At 67.2% G+C, this 20449-nt stretch carries 24 protein-coding genes and 1 tRNA gene; 10 read left to right on the top strand and 15 right to left on the bottom strand.

What is annotated here, in order from left to right:
- Window positions 1-3: 3 nt before the first annotated feature.
- A complete protein-coding gene (locus EYE40_RS05545) occupies window positions 4-498 on the bottom strand; it encodes an SRPBCC family protein (RefSeq protein ID WP_130981018.1) in 495 nt (164 codons plus the stop codon).
- 9 nt (window positions 499-507) lie between these two features.
- Window positions 508-999: a GNAT family N-acetyltransferase gene (locus EYE40_RS05540; RefSeq protein ID WP_130981017.1), complete on the bottom strand. Its 492-nt coding sequence runs from the start codon at window positions 997-999 to the stop codon at window positions 508-510.
- A 43-nt stretch (window positions 1000-1042) separates the two neighbouring features.
- On the opposite strand from EYE40_RS05540, the gene EYE40_RS05535 reads away from it, so the two are divergent.
- The 5 genes from EYE40_RS05535 to EYE40_RS05515 all read left to right on the top strand — a co-directional run bounded on the left by EYE40_RS05535 (window position 1043) and on the right by EYE40_RS05515 (window position 5608).
- Window positions 1043-1534: a DUF427 domain-containing protein gene (locus EYE40_RS05535; RefSeq protein ID WP_130981016.1), complete on the top strand. Its 492-nt coding sequence runs from the start codon at window positions 1043-1045 to the stop codon at window positions 1532-1534.
- Window position 1535: 1 nt separating this feature from the next.
- Window positions 1536-2417 carry an oxygenase MpaB family protein gene (locus EYE40_RS05530; RefSeq protein WP_130981015.1) on the top strand — a complete coding sequence of 294 codons (882 nt, stop codon included), beginning with the start codon at window positions 1536-1538 and terminating at the stop codon, window positions 2415-2417.
- Between the two features lie 75 nt (window positions 2418-2492).
- Entirely contained in the window at window positions 2493-2771 is a 279-nt protein-coding gene (locus tag EYE40_RS05525; RefSeq protein WP_130981014.1) for a hypothetical protein, read from the top strand.
- 99 nt (window positions 2772-2870) lie between these two features.
- Entirely contained in the window at window positions 2871-3692 is an 822-nt protein-coding gene (locus EYE40_RS05520) for a DUF1684 domain-containing protein (RefSeq protein ID WP_130981013.1), read from the top strand.
- 197 nt (window positions 3693-3889) lie between these two features.
- Window positions 3890-5608, top strand: coding sequence for a bifunctional 3'-5' exonuclease/DNA polymerase (locus EYE40_RS05515; RefSeq protein ID WP_130981012.1), 1719 nt, complete (start codon window positions 3890-3892; stop codon window positions 5606-5608).
- Here EYE40_RS05515 and EYE40_RS05510 read toward each other — a convergent pair.
- Together EYE40_RS05510 and EYE40_RS05505 are read right to left on the bottom strand one after the other, a co-directional pair.
- The gene (locus tag EYE40_RS05510) at window positions 5601-6137 is read right to left on the bottom strand and encodes a PadR family transcriptional regulator (protein WP_130981011.1); all 537 of its coding nucleotides are present in this window, start codon (window positions 6135-6137) and stop codon (window positions 5601-5603) included. The genes EYE40_RS05515 and EYE40_RS05510 overlap by 8 nt on opposite strands.
- A gap of 2 nt (window positions 6138-6139) precedes the next feature.
- The gene (locus EYE40_RS05505) at window positions 6140-7354 is read right to left on the bottom strand and encodes a glycosyltransferase (RefSeq protein ID WP_130981010.1); all 1215 of its coding nucleotides are present in this window, start codon (window positions 7352-7354) and stop codon (window positions 6140-6142) included.
- A 182-nt stretch (window positions 7355-7536) separates the two neighbouring features.
- Between EYE40_RS05505 and EYE40_RS05500 the strand changes: the two genes are divergently transcribed.
- Together EYE40_RS05500 and EYE40_RS05495 are read left to right on the top strand one after the other, a co-directional pair.
- Window positions 7537-8040 (top strand): DUF3145 domain-containing protein, encoded by a 504-nt coding sequence (locus EYE40_RS05500; protein ID WP_130981009.1) that lies wholly within the window; start codon window positions 7537-7539, stop codon window positions 8038-8040.
- Between the two features lie 17 nt (window positions 8041-8057).
- The gene (locus EYE40_RS05495; RefSeq protein ID WP_130981008.1) at window positions 8058-8243 is read left to right on the top strand and encodes a hypothetical protein; all 186 of its coding nucleotides are present in this window, start codon (window positions 8058-8060) and stop codon (window positions 8241-8243) included.
- Window positions 8244-8250: 7 nt separating this feature from the next.
- Here EYE40_RS05495 and fabF read toward each other — a convergent pair whose 3' ends face one another.
- From fabF to aceE, 8 genes are all read right to left on the bottom strand, one after another.
- Entirely contained in the window at window positions 8251-9492 is a 1242-nt protein-coding gene (gene fabF / locus EYE40_RS05490) for a beta-ketoacyl-ACP synthase II (protein ID WP_130981007.1), read from the bottom strand.
- Window positions 9493-9585: 93 nt separating this feature from the next.
- Window positions 9586-9834 carry an acyl carrier protein gene (locus EYE40_RS05485; RefSeq protein WP_130981006.1) on the bottom strand — a complete coding sequence of 83 codons (249 nt, stop codon included), beginning with the start codon at window positions 9832-9834 and terminating at the stop codon, window positions 9586-9588.
- A gap of 79 nt (window positions 9835-9913) precedes the next feature.
- Window positions 9914-10918, bottom strand: coding sequence for a beta-ketoacyl-ACP synthase III (locus tag EYE40_RS05480; RefSeq protein ID WP_130981005.1), 1005 nt, complete (start codon window positions 10916-10918; stop codon window positions 9914-9916).
- Entirely contained in the window at window positions 10915-11835 is a 921-nt protein-coding gene (locus tag EYE40_RS05475; RefSeq protein WP_130981004.1) for an ACP S-malonyltransferase, read from the bottom strand. Before EYE40_RS05475 ends, EYE40_RS05480 begins: the two co-directional genes overlap by 4 nt.
- Window positions 11836-11915: 80 nt before the next feature.
- Window positions 11916-12743 carry an alpha/beta fold hydrolase gene (locus EYE40_RS05470; protein ID WP_161972352.1) on the bottom strand — a complete coding sequence of 276 codons (828 nt, stop codon included), beginning with the start codon at window positions 12741-12743 and terminating at the stop codon, window positions 11916-11918.
- A 158-nt stretch (window positions 12744-12901) separates the two neighbouring features.
- Complete coding sequence (locus tag EYE40_RS05465) at window positions 12902-13333, bottom strand: DUF6194 family protein (protein WP_130981002.1); 432 nt, start codon at window positions 13331-13333, stop codon at window positions 12902-12904.
- 17 nt (window positions 13334-13350) lie between these two features.
- On the bottom strand, window positions 13351-14556 hold the full coding sequence (locus EYE40_RS05460; RefSeq protein WP_130981001.1) for a PucR family transcriptional regulator: 1206 nt from the start codon (window positions 14554-14556) through the stop codon (window positions 13351-13353).
- Window positions 14557-14558: 2 nt separating this feature from the next.
- The gene (aceE, locus tag EYE40_RS05455; protein WP_130981000.1) at window positions 14559-17285 is read right to left on the bottom strand and encodes a pyruvate dehydrogenase (acetyl-transferring), homodimeric type; all 2727 of its coding nucleotides are present in this window, start codon (window positions 17283-17285) and stop codon (window positions 14559-14561) included.
- Window positions 17286-17500: 215 nt separating this feature from the next.
- On the opposite strand from aceE, the gene EYE40_RS05450 reads away from it, so the two are divergent.
- Entirely contained in the window at window positions 17501-17974 is a 474-nt protein-coding gene (locus EYE40_RS05450; protein WP_130980999.1) for a peroxiredoxin, read from the top strand.
- On the opposite strand, the gene EYE40_RS05445 is transcribed toward EYE40_RS05450, so the two are convergent.
- Together EYE40_RS05445 and EYE40_RS05440 are read right to left on the bottom strand one after the other, a co-directional pair.
- Window positions 17971-18375 (bottom strand): DUF1003 domain-containing protein, encoded by a 405-nt coding sequence (locus EYE40_RS05445; protein WP_240034724.1) that lies wholly within the window; start codon window positions 18373-18375, stop codon window positions 17971-17973. The genes EYE40_RS05450 and EYE40_RS05445 overlap by 4 nt on opposite strands.
- Window positions 18376-18391: 16 nt before the next feature.
- Window positions 18392-19075 carry a DUF1345 domain-containing protein gene (locus EYE40_RS05440; protein ID WP_130980998.1) on the bottom strand — a complete coding sequence of 228 codons (684 nt, stop codon included), beginning with the start codon at window positions 19073-19075 and terminating at the stop codon, window positions 18392-18394.
- An 89-nt stretch (window positions 19076-19164) separates the two neighbouring features.
- Between EYE40_RS05440 and EYE40_RS05435 the strand changes: the two genes are divergently transcribed.
- Entirely contained in the window at window positions 19165-19953 is a 789-nt protein-coding gene (locus EYE40_RS05435) for an alpha/beta fold hydrolase (RefSeq protein WP_130980997.1), read from the top strand.
- A gap of 48 nt (window positions 19954-20001) precedes the next feature.
- Window positions 20002-20077 (top strand) — tRNA-Val (locus EYE40_RS05430).
- 10 nt (window positions 20078-20087) lie between these two features.
- Here EYE40_RS05430 and EYE40_RS05425 read toward each other — a convergent pair.
- The gene (locus EYE40_RS05425) at window positions 20088-20309 is read right to left on the bottom strand and encodes a hypothetical protein (protein WP_130980996.1); all 222 of its coding nucleotides are present in this window, start codon (window positions 20307-20309) and stop codon (window positions 20088-20090) included.
- Window positions 20310-20449 lie beyond the last annotated feature (140 nt).

Genomic DNA, 20449 nt, shown 5'->3' with positions numbered 1-20449 from the left:
GGCTTACAGCGGGTCGGTGGGCTGTGTTATTGCGGCGAGCACTATCGGGTCGGAGCAGCCGCGCGCGAAACCGGCAATGCGGCGATCGATGTCACGCTGCAGGATGACGCTCCCGATCCGCTCCGCCAGCGGGGCCAGCCACGCCGGCTTGCAGGCGAAGTTGTAGCGCCACACCGCGAGAGTGCTGTTCGGGTCGCCCTCGACGGGTCCGAACCGCCAGCCGCCGCCGAGGCGCTCGAAGAACCACGATCCGGTGAGCATCTTCATGCCCACGTTGGTCGGCGGGTTGTAGGAGACGTACTCGCTCACCATGCGGAAACCGAGGCGGTGCACGGTGAGGGTGCGCACGCCCTTGCCAGGCACGATGGCGCCGTCCATGAGGTGCTGCCGGCGGATGAAGGGATCCCAGCGCATCCGCGTGGCGCCGGTCGTCTGCGAGACGGCGAACGCCGTGGCCGGTGGCACCGGTACAACGAGGGACGACTCGATCACGGGCATGGTCCAAGGCTAGTGCCGGGGGAGCAGGTCTTTCGAGAACCAGTGCTGCGCGTACGGGTCGTCGTTGAATGCTTCCACCTCGGAATAGCCGAGCGCCGAGTACAGCGCGCGCGCCTCGACGAGGTCGCTGCGGGTGTCCAGCCGTAGTGTCTGGATGCCGCGAGCTCGCGCCCGCTCTTCCAGCTCGAGCACACAGGCGCGGCCCACTCCCGTGCCACGCGCCTCGGGGATCGAGAAGATGCGGGTGAGCTCGCCGGTCACGGAGTCGACGATGCGCACGCCGCCGCAGCCAACCGCTTCACCGTCCCGGGAGGCAACGAGCAGGAAGCCGGTGTGGCCGCGGAGGTCATCGCTCGATTCCTCGATCTCGAGGTTGTCGAGCTCCCCCTCGGATACCGGGCGTCGGTAGTACCGCTCGGCGACCTCGGAGAGGTAACGCCGCAGCAGGTCCCGAGCGCTCGGATCAGAGGGCTCCAGGCTGCGGAATACGAGGTCGGTCATGGCCCCCAGTGTAAACACGGGGAGCGACGCGTAACGTGATGCCATGAGCCCTCGCCCGCCGAAACCCGTGAAGCCGCAACCCGGACAGGAATCGGTGTGGGACTACCCCCGGCCGCCTCGCGTGGAGGCCGTCGACGCCCGCGTCACCATCGAGCTGGACGGCCGGGTGATCGCCGAGACGAGTCGGGCGGTGCGAGTGCTGGAGACGAGTCATCCCCCCGTCTACTACCTCCCGCGCGACGCGTTCCTGCCGGGCGTGCTGCAGCCGGCCGCGGGGTCGAGCTTCTGCGAGTTCAAGGGGCGAGCAGGCTATCTCTCGGTGGGCAGCGCCGATCGCGCCGCCTGGTTCTATTCGGAGCCCACCCGCGGGTACGAGCAGCTCGTCGACCGCGTGGCCGTCTATCCAGGCGCGATGGACCGCTGCACGGTCGGCGGAGAGGTGGTCCAGGCGCAGGAGGGCGACTTCTACGGCGGGTGGATCACTTCGAGTATCGTCGGCCCGTTCAAGGGGGCCGAGGGCACTTGGGGCTGGTGACGTGAGCCTGCGCGGGTACCTGCTGACGGCATTCTCGGGGGATCCCGACGGCGTGCCCGATTGGGTCGAAGCATTCGCCGAGGGCGAGGACGAAGGCTACTTCGGCCCCGAGTCTGCCGTGTGGGCGGTGCACAGCGCCACTCCCGTGCTCGTCGCGGGCATCCGCGCGCTGCTATTGCAGACGCTGCACCCGGGCGCGATGGCCGGTGTGCACGACTGGTCGCGCTACCGCGAGGACCCGCTCGGTCGCCTCGCCGGCACGGTGCGCTGGGTGATGACCACGACGTTCGACGACCGCGCCGGAGCCGAGGGCGGTTCGGCGTTCGTGCGACGCCTGCACACCCGCGTCGTCGGCAATTATGTGGATGCCACGGGCTCGCCGGTCCCGTACGCCGCGGGAAACCCGGAGCTCCTGCGCTGGGTGCACGTCGTTTTCGCGGAGTCCTTCCTGTCCTGCCACCAGGCCTGGGTCGGCGACCCTCCCGGAGGCGCAGACGCCTACGTTCGGGAGTGGGCGATCGCGGGGGAACTGATGGGCGTCGAGTACCCGCCCCGCTCTGAGGTCGAACTGCGCGCGCAGCTGGCCGAGTTCGGTCCGCGGCTGCTCGCCGATGAGCGGGTGGCCGAGGCCGTGCGGTTCATCCACCACCCGCCGCTCAAGCGAGCGGTGCTGCCGGGGTACCGTGTTCTCTTCGCCGGCGCCGTGTCGACGCTGCCGGATGACACGCTGGCGATGCTCGGGCTGCGCAAGCCGCGTTGGCCGGCCCGGACTGCTACCCGCGCAGTGTTGTGGGGACTCGGGCTACTGCTCGGGCGGCCCTCGGCCAGCGAACGTTACGCCCGAAAGAGACTGGTTAGTCTCGCTGCCGCTACCCCATCGTGATGGCCTGCGCAAGGGCTTACGGAGAACCCCCATTCGGGGGTAATTTTTAGCCAACGAGACCCGTGGGAGGGGATCATGACAACCATCATCAACGCAGGCAAAACAGCTACAACAGAGCAGGTTCCCGTCACGACGGCCGAGGTTCGCACCGTCGTCGAAGGTGGCCCGAGAATCGAATGGCAGGTCGTCGACTGTGTCGTTCCGATGGTCTGGATCGGCCGCGTTCGCGGAGCCTTCGTCGGAATGGTCGAGGCACGCTGGGGCGAGGGCTATGCCGTCACCACACGTCTCGGCCGCGGACTCGGCACCTTCGAGACACTCGAGGCAGCCCAGGACGCCTTCATCAAGCGCTGAGCGGATCACGCGCCAGGCATTACCTCGCACAGCGATCGTCGCGGAATTCTTCCGTGTCGATCGCTGTTCTCGTTGGTGACCTGAACAAAGATGGAGCCCATGACTGTCGAGACCGCCACCCCCACGCCCGCTGAAGCCCTCGCGACCTACCACTCGCGTCGTGAACAGGCGGTGGTTCAGCCCAAGGGCAACCTGGCCCTCGTGAATACCCAGTGGGTGGACTCCGAGCAGACCATCTGGGAAGTCCCCGGCATCTGGGCACCGGTCGAGGGCGGCCTGTCCGTGACGGCAGTCGCAGCCGACGGAATCATCGTCGACGGAACCCCGGTCGAGGGCACCGTCACCGTCCGTGCCAAGAACCAGCCCGAGCCGAGTGAGATCGACTTCGGCGGCACCCGCACCGGCTTTGTGATCGCCGGTGAGAATGGCTCGTACGCGCTGCGCGTCTGGGACTCCAACTCTTCGGGAATTCAGGAGTTCGGCTCCATCGACGCCTTCGGCTACAACCCCGACTGGGTCATCACCGCGCAGTGGAGCGAGAACCCGGCCGGAACGACCCTCGGCTTCGAGCACCTCAAGGACAACGGCCAGACCCGCGAAGAGGTGATCCCCGGCTCCATCACCTTCGCGAAGGACGGCATCGACTACGACCTCGCCGCCTTCAAGGCCGGCCGCGCTCTGCAGCTCGTCTTCGCCGACGCCACGTCGGGCGACTCGACCTACTCGGTGGGCCGCTTCCTCTTCCTCGCGCCCAACCCCGATGGAACCATCACCCTCGACTTCAACCGCGCCGTGCTCCCGCCCTGCGCCTTCAGCTACAACTTCAACTGCCCGATGCCCCCGAAGCAGAACCGTTTCGCCGTGGCGATCGAGGCCGGCGAGAAGAACGTGCTGAAGAAGGACGGCTCGCTGCTCCACTAGGCCCCGGTCATCGTCCCGTCCGCACGCGTGCGTGCGTGTCGGAAATTCAGGGCTTTGGTGGCACGGGCCCGGAGTGCCTCAGCGTTCTCCGGGACTCACCGACTGGGCGGTGCGGGAATCCTGAATTTTCGTACCCCTCAAGGGCGGACAGCACTGCGCGGTCTCGGGATGTCCCCGGCTCAGGGCAGACTGGGTGCGTGTTCGTTGTCCTCGCCCGCACCCCCGACGGCATTGTTGCGCATCGCCTCGACGGCGAGGCCCGGCCTTCCGACGAGCCGGAACTGATCGAGCCCGACGACTTCGCCGAGTGGGCCGAACTCGAGAACGAGGGGCTCGAGGGTGAGGCCCAGCCGCGCTGGGTCTGGGACGACACCCGCCGCTGGTATCCGCAGCTGCTCGCGGCTGGAGTGCGCGTGGAGCGCTGCATCGACCTGCGCCTCAGCCACAACATCCTGAAGGGCTCCACGCTGACCGCCGCATCCGAGCTGGCGACGACGCGCAGCCCGTGGGACTCGACTCCGCCGCTCGACCCGTCCGCTCCGACCGGCGAGGAGCGCAAGGCGAAGCGCGCCGCCGACTCCCTGTTCGACGAGGACCTGTTCGAGCTGGGCGATGAACGCGAGGAAGCCCCCGACCCGGTCGCCGAGTTCCTGCTGCAGAGGCGCGCCGTGGCATCCAGTGCCGAACCGAACCGCATCAACCTGCTGTTGGCCGCGGAGTCAGCCGGAGCCCTCATCGGCGTGGAGATGAAACACGGCGGGCTTCCGTGGCACGAGGATATCCACCGCGCGATGCTCACCGAGGTGCTCGGCCCGCGCCCGAGGGGCGGCGACCGCCCGGCGAGGCTCGAGCAGCTGCACGCCGAGATGCAGGCTCACCTTGACGGCGCCGAGATCAACCCCGATTCGCCCGCCGACCTGCTCAAGGCCCTGCGCCGCGCCGGCATCATGGTCGAGTCCACCCGTTCCTGGGATCTCGAGCAGATCGAGCACCCCGTGATCGAGCCGCTGCTTCGCTACAAGAAGCTGTCTCGCCTGATGACGGCCAACGGCTGGACCTGGCTCGAGACCTGGGTCGCCGACGGCCGTTTCCGCCCCGACTATGTTCCCGGGGGCGCCGCGACCGGACGTTGGGGTGCGAGCGGCGGCGGCGCCCTGCAGCTCCCCAAGCAGGTGCGGGCGGCCGTTGTGGCCGACCCGGGCTGGAAACTGATTGTGGCGGATGCCTCACAACTCGAGCCGCGCATCCTCTCAGCCCTGAGTGCCGACCGCGCCATGGCTGCCGCGGGTTCGGGCGACCTGTACAACGGCATCGTCGCAAGCGGAGCCGTGGCCACTCGGGCGGAAGCGAAGATCGCCATGCTCGGCGCGATGTATGGCGCCACCACCGGCGAGAGCGGGCGGCTGATGCCGAAGCTCGCCAAGGCGTTCCCGCAGGCAATCGCGATGGTCGAGGCTGCGGCGCGCACGGGTGAGCGCGGGGAGCTCGTGTCGACCCGGCTCGGGCGCAGCTCGATGTTCCCGGGGGAGAGCTGGCGCGAGATACAGGGCGCGGCGCAGGGGGACGGCGCGACGGCAGCCGACCAGAACCGCGCGCGCAGCCAGTCACGCGCGTGGGGCCGCTTCACCCGCAATTTCATCGTGCAGGGCACAGCCGCCGAGTGGGCGCTGTGCTGGATGGCGGGGCTGCGCAAACGCCTCTGGGCCATGACGGACGGCACGCTCACCGAGGGACCGCACCTCGTGTTCTTCCTGCACGACGAAGTCATCGTGCACGCCCCGGCGGAACTCGCCGATCACGTGCTCGAGGAGGTACGGGCGGCGGCGGCCGACGCGGGCAGGCTGATCTTCGGGAACATCCCCGTACAGTTTCCGGTCACGGCCGTCGCGGTGGACGACTACTCGCAGGCTAAATAGCGCGCGGCCGTCCCCGCTTCGGTACCTCGGTGCTGAGCGGCAGCTTCGTGTCTGCGCCGGATGCCAGCCGCTCCTCGACCCGATCGAGCCAGCGTCGCTCCGCCTCCGTCGCTTCGACACGCGCGTCGCCGATGATCGCCTGCGGGAGGGTCGTGGCCGGCCCGCTCGGCGAGAGAGCGGAACGCTGCACGGCAATCACCTCCGCGGCGTCGACGCCCGGCAGTGTGACTGCGAGCGCGACCTTGATCGCGAGTTCGTCCCGACCCGCTCCACGCAGCACAGGGGAGGTGAACCACTCGGTCACGGCGGCGGTGCCCTGCACCGTGATCGCGTAGTAGATCTGCCCGTCGCCATCAGGCTGCTTCTTCTCGACCAGCCCGTCCCGCTCGAGGCGATCAAGGGTGCTGTAGACCTGCCCGGCGTTGACCGGCGCCTCCCCGCCCGTGCGCCTCTCGAACTCGGCGCGCAGCTGGTAGCCGTAGCAGGCGCCCTGGTCGAGGATCGCGAGCAGGCTGAGGCGGATGGACACGGTTACTCGGCAGGCGTGCGGCGCGCCACTTCGCGCATCGCGAGCTTGTAGACGCCCTCGATCGCGGTGACGTAGCCGACCGCGGAGAAGGTCACGGCGTCCTGCTGCGCTCCCGCGGAGAGCGCGAGCAGCTTCGAGGGTGAGCCCGTCAGCTCGACGAGGGCGTCGGCGAGAGCCGCGGCATCCGGTGTCGCGGTCAGGTGGCCGGAATCGCCGAGCCCCTCGCGCAGCTTCGGGTCGCAGAACAGCACACCCCGGTAGCGGGTCACGGCCTCGGCGATGGTCATCGGCTGGTTGTCGAAGCCGTGGCTGGTGAGGGCGACGAGGGCCGATGCGTCCATAAGATCGAGCACGGCGTCGTGTCCGAGCGAGCCGTGGATGACGAACTGTGGATGCCCGGCCGCGAGTATACGGACGTCATCCAGCTGGCTGCCGTCTCCCACGAAGTCCACGGCGAACCCGTTGTTCGTGCGGGCGAGGGCGGTGACGACGGCTTCGGCGAACACGAGGGGACGCTTCTCCTGCTCGCAGCGCGCGACCCACAGGATGCGGGGATGCTTCGCCTGCTCCTCGGTCAGCAACGCCGCGGGCCGAGGGGAGCGGGAGATCGGGTTCGGAACGACTTCCACGTGCTTCTCGAGGCCGGCCGCGTGCAGGTCCGTGCCCTGGTGGGCGGAGGGGGAGACGACCACGTCGGCGCGCTGGGCGAAGCGCAGGGTCAGGTTGCGCAGGGTGTCGTCGGAGGGGCGGCCGGTGTAGCGCTGGGTGGGGAAGCGCATTCCGGTCACGTTCTCGAGGAAGGCGCGCACGAACGGCGAGGCGATCGTCGGCCCGGCACCGGTGCTCGCCCAGTAGAAGGTGTGCACCGTGTGCACGACGGGCAGGCCGAGCTGCTCGGCGGCGGTCGCCGCGGCGTGTGCGAGCCCGAACTCGGTCTGCGGGTGCACCACCTGGATGCCCTCCGCGTAGAAGAACTCGGCCAACTGCGCGACGACTTTCCTGCGGTTCCGGATGACGGGTAGCAGGAGCCCCGGAATCGTGACCGCGGCCTTCACCGCCAGGTCGAGCCCCTCGACGTGACCCCGCTTGCTCGACACGGCGGCCACGAGATACACCGTGTGACCGGCCTCCTCGAGGGCCGCCTTCTGCTCGAAGATGGAGCTCTGCGCGCCCCCCACGTAGTCGAGGAAGAAGTCACTGACGATGGCTATGCGCATGGAACTCCTCGGGGGCAGACGGTACCCGTCGAGCCTAGCCAATTACCGGTATCCGCCCCGCCGAATCACACCCTTGTCATTCACCAGCTTCGTCGGGCATAATGCGAGTACAACTTCACACGCAGCACAGGTATCCGTTCACAGGTCGATGGGGAAGTCGCACCTAATCGAACGGAGTTATCGTGACTGCAGCAACCGCCCGCGGAGTGCTCTTTGTGCACTCTGCTCCTCGCGCGCTCTGCCCCCACATCGAGTGGGCAGCGGGTCGCGCGCTAGATCGCGCCGTGAACTTCGAGTGGAACGAGCAGCCGGTCCTCAAGGGATCGCAGCGCACCGAGTTCTACTGGGAAGGCAGCCAGGGAACCGGCGCCGCCATCGCCTCAGCCCTGCGCGGCTGGGAGCACCTCCGTTTCGAGGTCACCGAGGACCCGACCCCGGGTTCCGACGGCGGCCGTTGGATGCACACCCCCGACCTCGGTATCTTCTTCGCCCAGACCGATACGGCAGGCAACGTCGTCATCCCCGAAGACCGCATCCGTTACGCCATGGAGATCGCGGGCTCGAACGCCCTCGAACTGCACCGCGAACTCCGTCTCGCCCTCGGGCAGGCGTGGGATGACGAGCTCGAGGCATTCCGCCACGTCGGTGCGGACAATCAGGTTGTGTGGCTTCACAAGGTCGGTTGATCGAAGGTAGGAGAGTTATGTACAAGGAATTGCAGCGTGAACTCGACGAACTATTCAACGAGGTAGCTCCACCCCTTATCGACCTCGACCAGCTCGCGGTGCTCGTCGCCGAGGACGAGGATCCCTCCGGCTTCGACGGCGAGTGCTTTGTGCACTTCTCCTGTATGCCCGTATTCGTGAACCGGCTCGACTGGCGCGAGTAGCGCTTGCTCAGTAGCTGCGGAACGCCACCACGGAGTTGTGGCCCCCGAAGCCGAACGAGTTACTGATGGCGAGCAGCGGCCCGTCGCCGAGCGGACGGGGCGAGGTTACGACGTCCAGCAGGATCTCGGGATCCTGCGACGTCAGGTTGATCGTCGGGGGAGCGAGGCGGTTGTGCAGCGCGAGGATGGTGAAGATCGCCTCGAGCGCGCCGGTTCCACCGAGCAGATGGCCGGTCGCCGCCTTCGTGGCTGAGACGGGGATCGAGTGCACCCGGTCGCCGAACACGGCGAGCAGCGCCTTGTATTCGGCGATGTCACCGACGGGCGTGCTCGTCGCGTGGGCGTTGATGTGGGCAACGTCATCCGGAGTCGCGCCGGCCTGGCCCAGGGCGGCGTAGACGGCGCGCGCAGCGCCGGATCCCTCGGGGTCGGGCGCGGTGATGTGGTACGAGTCGCTGGTCACGCCACCACCGGCGAGCTCGGCGTAAATGCGGGCTCCGCGTGCGAGGGCGTGCTCCTCGGTCTCGAGCACGATGCTGCCGGCGCCCTCACCGAGTACAAAGCCGTCACGGCTGATGTCGTAGGGGCGCGAGGCGGTCGCAGGGTCGTCGTTGCGCTTCGAGAGCGCCTGCATGGCAGCGAACGATGCGATCGGCAGAGGATGCACCACAGCCTCGGTACCGCCGGCAACGACGACATCGGCGTAGCCCTTCTGCAGGTGGTCGTAGGCATTCGCGATGGCCTCGGTGCTGGAGGCGCACGCGGACACATCGGTGCGGGCGTAGGCGCGGGCCTTGAGGTTCATGCTCACGGCGGCAGCTGCGGCATTCGGCATGAGCATGGGGATGGTCATGGGGAGCACGCGGCGCGGGCCCTTCTCCTTGAGCGTGTCCCACGCGTCGAGGAGGGTCCACAGCCCACCGATGCCGGTGGAGTAGTCGACGCCCACACGATCGGGGTCGACGTCTGAGCCTTCGAGGCCGGCGTCGGCCCAGGCCTCGCGTGCCGAGATGAGGGCGAATTGGCTGGAGGGGTCGAGACGCTTGGTCTCCTGGCGGCTCAGCACGTCTTCGGGGCGCACCTTCGCCTGCGCGGCAAAGGTCACGGGGAGGTCGAGCTCCTTGACCCAGTCCTGCTGGAGGGAGGCGACGCCGGACTCACCGGCGAGGAGGGCTGCCCACGATTCGGGAGCCGTTCCGCCGAGGGGTGAGGTGGCACCCAGGCCTGTAACAACGATCTTCTTGGTCATAACAACAATCCTTTGGACGATTCCACTGGCAGCCACGCACGGGGATGGCCAGTCGAGCGGTGCACGACTGGCCAGCCGCGAGAGGAAAGGGTTCTAGCCCTGTGCTGCGGTGATGAAGCTGACGGCGTCACCGACGGTCTTGAGGTTCTTGACCTCTTCGTCGGGGATCTTGACGTCGAACTTCTCTTCAGCGTTGACGACGATCGTCATCATCGAGATCGAGTCGATGTCCAGGTCGTCGGTGAACGACTTGTCCAGCTCGACCGTGTCGGTTGCGATGCCGGTCTCGTCGTTGATCAGTTCGGCCAGGCCGGCGAGAACTTCTTCGGTGGACAATGCCATGGTTTTATCTCCTTGAGGGGGTGTCGTTTGACCGTGTGTAAGTTTAGGGCAGGCGAGGGCGGTAGGGGCGGCGGCGCACCTACGGGAGCACCACTACCTGCGCGCCGAAGACGAGTCCTGCGCCGAATCCGATCTGCAGGGCGAGGCCGCCGCTGAGCTCGGGATGATCCGCGAGGAGTCGGTGGGTGGCGAGCGGGATGGACGCCGCGGACGTGTTTCCCGTGTTCGCGATATCCCGGCCAATGACGACCGTCTCGGGCAGGCCCAGCTGCTTCGCGAACTCGTCGACGATGCGCATGTTGGCCTGGTGCGGGATGAAGGCCGCAAGGTCGTCGACGGTGATTCCCGCAACCTCGAGTGCCTGCTTGGCGACCTTGGCCATCTCCCAGACCGCCCAGCGGAACACGGTCTGGCCCTCCTGGCGGAGCGTCGGCCACGTGGTCTCGCCGTCGCGGAACTGGGTGAGGGTCGCGTTCATGCCGACGGCATCGGCCTTGGAGCCGTCGGAGCCCCACACGGGTGCGGCGATTCCGGGGAAGTCGCTCGGGCCGATGACGACCGCTCCAGCTCCGTCGCCCAGCAAGAAGGAGATCGAGCGGTCGGTCGGGTCGACGACGTCGGACAGCTTCTCCGCGCCGATCACGAGCGCGTAGTGCGCGGCTCCCGAGCGGATGAGCGCGTCGGCCTGCGTGACCGCGTAGCTGAAGCCCGCGCACGCGGCGTTGGTGTCGTAGGCGGCGGCGGGGTTGGATCCGACGCGGTCGGCGACCACCGCAGCCATCGAAGGCGTCTGCTGCACGTTGCTGATGGTCGCGACGATGACGAGGTCGATGAGCGCGGCGTCGACGCCGGACTTCTCGATGGCCTCTTTCGCCGCGTCACTTGCGAGGTCGGTGGCGCTCACGTCGTGCGATGCACGGGTGCGGGTGATGATGCCGGTGCGCTGCTGAATCCACTCGTCGCTCGAATCGATCGGGCCGATGAGCTCGCTGTTCGGTACGAGCAGGTCGCCGCGAGCGGCCCCGTAGCTGTAGATGCGGGTGAACTCGACACCGCGGGACTGGGTGAGGACTGGGTGGGTCATGCGTCTCCGTCGATCATTTCGTACGCCGCGGCCAGGTCGTCGGGGGTTTTGACGGCAACCGTCGGTACGCCCTTGAGGCCACGCTTTGCCAGTCCGACGAGTGCGCCGGCCGGTGCGAGCTCGATGAGCCCTGTCACTCCGGCATCCGCGAAGGACGCCATCGTCTTGTCCCACCGTACCGGCGAGGAGACCTGGCCGACGAGCCGGTCGACGAAGTCCGCTCCGGATGCGACGGCCGCGCCATCCACGTTCGACCAGATCTGCAGGCTCGGGTCGTGAATCTCGAGCTCGCCCGCAACGCCGCGCAGGTGCTCGACGGCGGGCTCCATGTAGCGGGTGTGGAAGGCGCCTGCGACCTGCAGCGCGATGACGCGGCTGCCGGCGATGGGGTTGTCCTTGAGCGCGTCGAGCGCGTCGAGGGCGCCGGCGACGACGATCTGGCCGCCGCCATTGAAGTTGGCGGGCTCGAGGCCGAGTTCGGCGAGGCGGGCGAGCAGGGCGTCTTCGTCGCCGCCGAGCACGGCGCTCATGCCGGTCGGGGTGAGGGCCGCGGCCTTCGCCATGGCGGTGCCACGCTCGCGCACGAAGCGCACGGCGTCGGTCTCGCTGAGGATTCCCGCTGCGGCTGCGGCGGTGAGCTCACCGACGGAGTGGCCGGCGACGCCCGCGACCTTCTCGCGACGGCCGTCGGCGAAGAGGGCGGTGAGGGTCAGCAGGCCGGCCGCGACGATGACGGGCTGGGCGATGGCGGTGTCGCGGATGGTGTCCGCGTCGCTGGTCGTGCCGTGGGCGAGGAGGTCGAGACCGACCGCGTCGGAGATGCCGGCGAGCTGGTCGCGGAACCTCTCTTCGGCGAGCCAGGGCTCGAGGAAACCGGGGGTCTGGGAGCCCTGACCGGGCGCAACGATGACGATCACGGGTTCTATCCTGCCAGCACTCGTGCGCTCTGGGCTGTGCCAACCGCACTGACCTCGGCCCGTTTCGTTGGTGCGACCCTCTAAATCTGCTGCTGCCCGAGCCAGATGGTGACGGCGCCGGCGACCTGCGCAGGCTGCTTGCGCGCCCAGCGGAAGTGGTCGAACGGACGCTCGTCGGTCAGGTGCAGCTTGGTCACCTCGGCGGCCACGGCCCGCGCGGCGAGCAGGCCAGAGGCTTCGGGGGAGATCAGCCGGTCGCCCTCAAGAGTAAGCATCAGCACCGGTTGTGTGATGGTGGCGATGCCGCCCTCGTCGTCGAACGTGCTCCCCGCCAGGCGGAATCGGCCCGTGCGGGCCTCGTGCGCCCAGTCCTCGATCATGCGCCGGGGCTGGCGTCCGCCGAAGCCAAGACGGTCACCCGGGTGATAGCCGAGGGTGCGTGCAATGATCCCGATCGTGCCGACCTGCGCCCGGCGGCGGATGCGGAGTCGCGAACTCTTCAGGGCGCTCGCGTGGCTCGATCCGCTGGCGATGCTGATCACGGCCGCGACCTCGCTGGTGCCGCGTCCGGTGTAGAGCAGGGCGAGCTGGCCGCCGAGGCTGTGACCGGCGAGGATGAAGGGCACCGCGATATCGGTCTGCGCGATCGCCGCGGGGATGTCGAACTCAAGGGCGTGGGCGTACCCGAACTCGTTCGAACGGATATCGGTGGTGGAGGAGAGCGGCATCCCGCGTAGTTCAAGGGCGTAGATCGTGAAGCCGCGGTCGGCCCATTCGGTGAGGAACGGTGCAAAGTAGGAGATCGGCACCCCGAGCCCGGGCAGGAAGAGCACCGAGGGTCCTGAGTTTCCGTACACCTCGACGACGGTCGAAGCGCCGTCAGAGCTCGAGATCGGGAGAGTGCGCACCTGAGCACCGTGCCAGATGCGGCGCCCGCACGCGAATCCCTCGCCGGTGGCAACGGAAATTCAGGGCTTTGGTCGGCGGAAGTTGTCGAAACCGAACTACGGGCACAGTGCGCGACCAAACCCCTGAGTTTCCGAACCCCCGGAGCGGAGAGGCGGTGTCAGGAGTGGCGGCGCTCGACCCGGCGCTGGTCGGCGGCGTGCGCCTCGCGCAGGGCGTCGAGCGCGCGTGGCATAGTCACAGGCCCCGGGTTGACCACGGCGACCCAGCCGTAGTCGCCGTAGAGCGGGTGGGGAAAGAACGCGTCCGGTTCCGAGGGATCGGCCGACGACACAAGCGACGCGAGCAGCTCCGGCCCGACGTGAATGTTGAGCCGCCAGCGACCCGGCGCCGAGAGCTGCGACGACGCGTCATCCGGGTAGTCCTTCGTGACAAACGTCGCGTACGGCTGGCGGTTGGTGGGCACTTCGCCGTCGGGCGCGTAGTAGAAGAAGTGGTCGCCCCACGAGATCTCGGGGTGCTCTGACCCCGCGACGGGGGCGAGTTCCAGCACTCCGGGCAACGACCTGAGCACAGCGAGAATCTCGTCCATGCCTCCAGTGTGCCTGCTTACGGCGTGCGCGGTGAGGGTTTGCGGGCCGGGTCGGGCTCGGCGATCGAGCCGATGATGAGCGCCGACTGCAGGATGAGTGCCTCGCGCGCACCGGTCGCGTCCCAGCCGATGACCTCGCTGATGCGCTTCAGGCGGTAGCGCACCGTGTTGGGGTGAACGAAGAGCTCGCGGGCCGTGGCCTCGAGCGAGCGGCCGTTGTCGAGGTAGCACCACAGCGTGCCGAGAAGTTCCGTGGAGTGCGCCTGCAGCGGCTTGTAGATGCGGTTGATGAGGGTCGAGCGCGCGAGCGGGTCGCCCGCGAAGGCGCGCTCGGGCAGCAGGTCGTCGGCGAGGGTGGGACGCGGCGCGTTGCGCCAGGCCCGGGCCACGGCGAACCCGGCGAGAGCCGCCTTGGCGCTCTTCGATGCATCCACGAGGGAGGGGACCTCGTGCCCCAGCACCAGGTGCCCCGGACCGAAGCCCGGCTCGAGCTGGGTCGCGATGTCGAGGAAGGGCATGGGGGGAGTGTCATCCGCTTCATCGGCGGCAGGGGTAGCGCGACCGATCACGAGCACAAGGCGCGAGCCCTGCACGCCGATGAGCACGTCGGCGTCGAGGTGTCTGGCTGTGCGCCGAAGCTGGTCCACGTCGAGTATGCGCGGGGCCGTCCCGACGAGCACGCAGACCTCGCCGTGGCCGTTCCAGCCGAGGGCGGCGATGCGGCTGGGCAGCTCGGTGTCGTACTCCCCGCTGAGGATCGAATCAACGACGAGGGCCTCGAGCCGGGCATCCCACAAACCGCGCGCCTCTGCCGCGCGTGCGTACACGTCGGCCGCCGCGAAGGCGATCTCGCGCGAGTACAGCAGGATCGCCTCGCGCAGCACGTCATCCCCGTCACCGATGCGGGCCTCGACGACCTCCACGGTGATGCGGATGAGCTGAAGGGTCTGCTGCAGAGACACGGACCGGAGCAGCTCCCGCGGGGCGGCACCGAAGACGTCGGCGGCGATCCACGGGGTCGACTTCGGGTCTTCGAACCAGCTGATGAACGAGGTGATGCCCGCTTGTGCCACAAGACCCACGGCGGAACGCCGCCCTGGTGGCATGTCGCCATACCAGGGCAGCGTGTCGTCGAGTCGCTTCAGCGTCGCCGTCGACAGCTCACCGGAGATGATGCGCAGCCAGGCGAGCGTCTGCTCCTTGGTCTTGGGGGTGGTGGCCACCTCTAGCTGTCGCCGCCCGCGTTGCCGGTGGTTCCGGCGGTGACGTCGAGCAGGCGGTAGCGAGCGATCGCCTGGGCGGGGATCGACGGATCGAGCTCGCCCTTCTTGACCAGTGCCTCGAGAGTACGAACGACCATCGAGTGGCTGTCGATCTTGAAGTAACGGCGGGCCGCAGCGCGGGTGTCCGAGAAGCCGAAGTCGTCGGCGCCGAGCGTTGAGTAGTCACGCGGCACGAACTGGCGGATCTGGTCGGGTACGGCGTGCATGAAGTCGGTCACGGCGACGAAGGGTCCTTCGCTGGCCGCGAGCTTCTTGGTGACGTACGGGATGACCGGGTCCGAGTCGGGGTTGAGGAAGTTGTGCTCCTCAGCCGCCAGGCCGTCGCGACGCAGTTCGCTCCACGAGGTAACCGACCAGACATCTGCCGCGACATTCCAGTCGTCGGCGAGGAGCTGCTGGGCCTCGAGCGCCCACGGCACAGCAACGCCTGACGCGAGCAGCTGGGCGCGCGGTCCGAAGTTGTGGGCGGCACGCAGGTGGTAGATGCCCTTGAGCGCACCCTCGCGGTCGAAGTTCTCGGGCTCCGCGGGCTGCACGATCGGCTCGTTGTACAGAGTCAGGTAGTACATGACGTTGGGGTCTTCGTGCGCCCCGCCGTACATGCGCTCGATGCCGTCCTTGACGATGGCGCCGAGCTCGTAGCCATACGCTGCGTCGTAGGAGATGACGGCCGGGTTGGTGGACGCCAGCAGCAGCGAGTGACCGTCAGCGTGCTGCAGTCCCTCACCGGTGAGCGTCGTGCGTCCTGCCGTTGCGCCCATGATGAACCCTCGGGCCATCTGGTCGCCGGCAGCCCACATAGCGTCGCCGGTGCGCTGGAACCCGAACATCGAGTAGAAGACATAGACCGGGATCAGCGGCTCGCCGTTCGTCGCGTACTGCGTTCCCGCAGCCGTGAACGCGGCGAAGGCGCCGGCTTCGTTGATACCGACGTGCACGATCTGCCCCTGCGGGCTCTCCTTGTAGGCGAGCAGCAGTTCCCGGTCGACCGACGTGTAGGTCTGGCCGTTCGGGTTGTAGATCTTCGCCGTCGGGAAGTAGGCGTCCATACCGAAGGTGCGCGCTTCATCCGGGATGATCGGCACGATGCGCTTGCCGACACTCTTGTCCCGCAGCAGGTCCTTGAGCAGTCGGGCGAACGCCATGGTCGTGGCGATCTCCTGCTTGCCGGAGCCCTTGGCCGCGATCTCGTAGGTCTTCTCCTCGGGCATCTCGATCTGCGTGAAGCGCGAACGACGCTCGGGCAGGTAGCCGCCCAGCTCGCGACGACGCTCCTGCAGGTACTGGATCGCCTCGTCCTGGTCGCCAGGGTGGTAGAACGGCGGCTGGTACGGGTTCTCCTCGAGGGCGGCGTCGGTGATCGGGATGTGCATCTCGTCACGGAACTGCTTGAGGTTGTCGAGGGTGAGCTTCTTCATCTGGTGGGTCGCGTTGCGTCCCTCGAAGCTCGGGCCGAGGCCATAGCCCTTGACGGTCTTCGCGAGGATGACGGTCGGCTGGCCCTTGTGCTCGGATGCCGCCTTGAACGCGGCGTAGACCTTGCGGTAGTCGTGGCCGCCGCGCTTGAGTCCCCAGACCTGATCGTCGGTGAGGTGCTCCACCATCTTGAGGGTGCGCGGGTCGCGGCCGAAGAAGTTCTCACGAACGTAGGCGCCGGACTCGGCCTTGTAGGTCTGGTAGTCGCCGTCGGGCGTGCGGTTCATAAGATCGCGCAACGCGCCCTCGTGGTCGTTCTTGAGCAGGTCATCCCACTCGCGACCCCAGACGACCTTGATGACATTCCAGCCGGCACCGCGGAAGAAGCTTTCGAGCTCCTGGATGATCTTGCCGTTACCGCGAACCGGGCCGTCGAGGCGCTGCAGGTTGCAGTTGATGACGAAGTTGAGGTTGTCGAGACCGTCGTTGGCGGCCCACTGCAGGGCTCCACGGCTTTCGACCTCATCCATCTCGCCGTCACCGAGGAAGGCCCAGACCTGCTGGTCGGAGGCATCCTTGATGCCGCGGTTGGTCAGGTAGCGGTTCGACTGGGCCTGGTAGATCGCGTTGATCGGGCCGAGACCCATCGAGACGGTCGGGAACTGCCAGAAGTCCGGCATAAGACGCGGGTGCGGGTAGCTGGAGAGTCCGCCGGTGGGGTGCGACTTCTCCTGGCGGAATCCGTCGAGCTGGTCGGTGCTCAGGCGTCCCTCGAGGAATGCGCGGGCGTACATGCCGGGGGAGGCGTGACCCTGGTAAAAGATCTGGTCGCCACCGCCGGAGTGCCCTGCACCGCGGAAGAAGTGGTTGTGCCCGACCTCGTAGAGGGCAGCGGAGGACGCGTAAGTGGAGATGTGTCCGCCGACACCGATACCGGGGCGCTGTGCGCGATGAACGGTGATCGCGGCATTCCAGCGGATCCACGCGCGGTACTTGCGCTCGATCTCCTCGTTGCCGGGGAACACGGGCTCGTCTTCAACGTTGATCGTGTTGAGGTAGTCCGTTGTCGGCACCATCGGCACGCCGAGGTGCAGTTCCTTGGAACGCTTGAGGAGGCTGAGCATGATCTCGCGACCGCGCTCGTGCCCCTGCGTCGCCACGAGGGCGTCCAGGGATTCCTGCCACTCGGCAGTCTCCTCCGGGTCCTTGTCGATGTGATTCACCGAGTATGGGTCCTGGTCGTTGACCGTCACCGTTGACCTCTTTCTGGTTAAGACAGATCCTGCGCGGCACGCCGATTCGCCGGGTTACGGTGATCGGGTTCGCTGCGCCCCAACGATTCTAGTTCTCACAAACGACCCGAGTCGTTCACCCGGGGCCCGCGTGCCAGCATTTCAGTGCGCGCAGGCGTAGCATTGCCAATCGTGTGTGCTCCGCAAGCATTTCGGGGCACGAAAGGAAGCGCATCATGGCTCTGGAAAACGATACCCAGGCACCCGACTTTGAACTCCCCAACCAGTTCGGCGAACACGTTCGACTCGGTGAGTTCCGTGGCAAGAAGGCTGTAGCCCTCGTCTTCTTCCCCCTCGCCTTCTCCAGCACCTGCACGACGGAGATGTGCGACCTGCGCGACAACCTCGCCCTGTTCAAGAACAACGACATCGAGCTCATCGGAATCTCCGTCGATTCGAAGGCCGTTCTCCGTGCCTTCGCCGAGAACGAGGGCTACGACTTCCCGCTGCTCGCCGACTTCTGGCCGCACGGCAGCGTTGCCAAGGAGTACGGCGTCTTCCTCGACAGCAAGGGCTACGCGAATCGCGCCACCTTCCTGATCGACATCAACGGCATCATCCGCGCGTCGTTCATCACCGCGCCCGGCGAGGCCCGCTCCATCGAGGAGTACCAGGCGGCCGTCGAGGAACTGCAGCTCACGAAGGTCTAGACCTTCGGAACCCGCGCTACCAGCTCCTCGATGAGCTCCATCTGGCGCTTGTTGATCGCGAGCAGTTCTTCGATCTCCGACTTCGACGTCGTGTTGGTGTCGTAGTCGCTCTGCGAGAGGGCTGCGGCGATCGCATCCTGTCTCTTTGCCGCAATTAGGAGGATGGCGCCCTGCAGCCCCGCCAGCATGCTCAGGAACAGGTTGAGCAGGATGAACGGATACGGGTCCCAGGCGGTGGTCGAGGAGTTGATGATCGCCCAGACGATCATGAAGGCGATGAATCCGCCGACGAAGCCCCAGCTGCCCATGATGTTGCGCATGCGGTCGGCGGCGCGCTGACCGAGGGTCAGGTGGGCGGTGTGGTCGGCGTGCCAGTCGCGGGGCGCTTGGGTGTCGGTCATCCGCTGACCATACGCGCTATCCCAGCAGCGCGACCGCCCGCGCGATGACCAGGGCCAGCATCACGAACCCGCCAAACGATTCGAGCAACATGAGCGCCTTGGCGCGGTGCGAGAGCGGCATGGTGTCGGTGGGGCTGAACGCCATCGAGTTCGTGGAGGAGAAGTAGAGGTAGTCGAGGTAGCTGGCGGTCCAATCGGACTTCATCGATGACCGGTGCGCCACCTCCTCGACCGCGTCGTGATCCTCGTCCTGCGGGAAGCGGAAGTCCGCCTCGGGCAACTCGTCCCGCGGAGCCCGCGTGCGATTCACCGGTCCGCCGCGGTCCATCTCCCAGTAGATGAGGCCGTAGACGATGACGTTGGTGACCCAGACCTGCACCGACGCGAGCAGAAGCGACGGGCCATCCGCCTTATCGGCGTGAATGAGCAGGATGACGAGCTGCACGAGCGCGACCTGGTTGGCCAGCAGCAGCAAGAGCGCCTGCCCGAGGGAGAGGATGCGGCTGAGCTTCGTCTCCTTGTTGAAACGCATCGGGTTGGTGGCGATGAGGGGGATAAGAAGCAGCACGCCGATCGCGACCACCGCGTAGCGCAGCGGAGGGAAGAAGCTGCTCGGCAGTGTGGCGTAGAGCGTGAGCGCCACCACCAGGGCGGCGACGGCCGGCCAGCGGTGCTCGGCGCGCGCTTTTCTCGGAGGCATGGGGCGAGCATACGACCGGCGCAGCCTTTTCCGCTGTACCTGCGAACTTGCTCGATACGCAGGTCGTACCCTCCGCGTAGTCTCGCCTCGTGTTCGCTCATGAGTCCGGCTCCGGTACCCCGATCGTCCTGCTCCATGGTTTCGGGATGGACCACCGCAGCCTCCTGCCGCTCGACCCGACGTTCGAGCGGGCGGGCGGATGGCGGCGCATCTTCCTCGACCTGCCGGGTGCCACGCGCAGCCCGGCCGGCTCGATCGGCAGCTCACAACAGGTCGCGGACGCGGTGCTCGACGAAATCCGCGAGAGAGTTGGCGACGAGCCGTTCGCCGTACTCGGCAACTCGTTCGGCGGCATGATCGCCCGCTACGTCGCGCACGAACGGCGCGAGCAGGTGCTCGGTCTGGCGACGATCGCCGGTGTCTTCGTTGCGACGCATGCCGAGCGGATCGTGCCGCCGCGCACAGTGCTGTGGCGCGATGACGAGGTCGAGGCGATCCTCGGGGAAGCGCTCAGCGAGTACCGCGAGGGCGCCGTGGTGGAGTCCACGGGTGGCGCGCGAGCCTTCCTCCGGCACGAGCTGCCCGGACTCAACGCCGCCGACCAGATTGCCCTCGATCGCATCGCGCAGCGCTACTCGCTGGATCACGAGCCTGAGCTGCGGCATCCCGAACCGTTTGTGCAGCCGACCCTGCACCTCACCGCCCGGCAGGATGACGTCGTCGGTTACCGCGATGCCTGGCGGACGATCGATCACTACCCGCGGGCAACCTTCGCGACGTTGGATGCTGCGGGGCACGGCATCCTGCTGGAACAGCCAGCACTGTGTGATTCCCTCATCGCCGACTGGCTGCAGCGCATGCGGCACGCCGATTATTGAGAACAGCGAGTTGCCGATATCCTTAAGCCACTCGCGGGAAACCGTCGAGGGCCTTTAGCTCAGCTGGTAGAGCGCCACGTTTACACCGTGGATGTCATCGGTTCGATCCCGGTAGGGCCCACCACAGTCTTCATTCAGTTCTGAGAGCCAGCAGGCGCGTCGATAGTCTCGACGGTCAGTGTGGCCGTGTTGTGCGGTCCTTCCATGATGTGGACGACCGATCCAACCTCGATGTAGAGCTCCGCAAGCGCATTGACCGGGAACAGATAACTGACCCGATCCTCATCCAGGTACTCGATGAGGACGGTAAGCCCGTCAGCCGGCAGGTCTGCGCCGCGATTCAGGTCCTCTCTCATCCGACTGAACTGCGAGTTTGTGACGTAGCGATGCTCCTTCAAGGGAAAAGGGGCTGCTCGTCCACCCTCGTCGGCGCTCAACCAATCCAAGGTGCCCGTGCCGCTGGGCCCAACCCGATCCATGTACCCTCTGGTGTCCA

Source organism: Glaciihabitans arcticus, from assembly GCF_004310685.1.
In the GTDB taxonomy this organism is placed as follows: domain Bacteria; phylum Actinomycetota; class Actinomycetes; order Actinomycetales; family Microbacteriaceae; genus Conyzicola; species Conyzicola arctica.
Note: the sequence above shows the minus strand (reverse complement) of the source record. Positions and strands in the feature narration are given on the sequence as shown.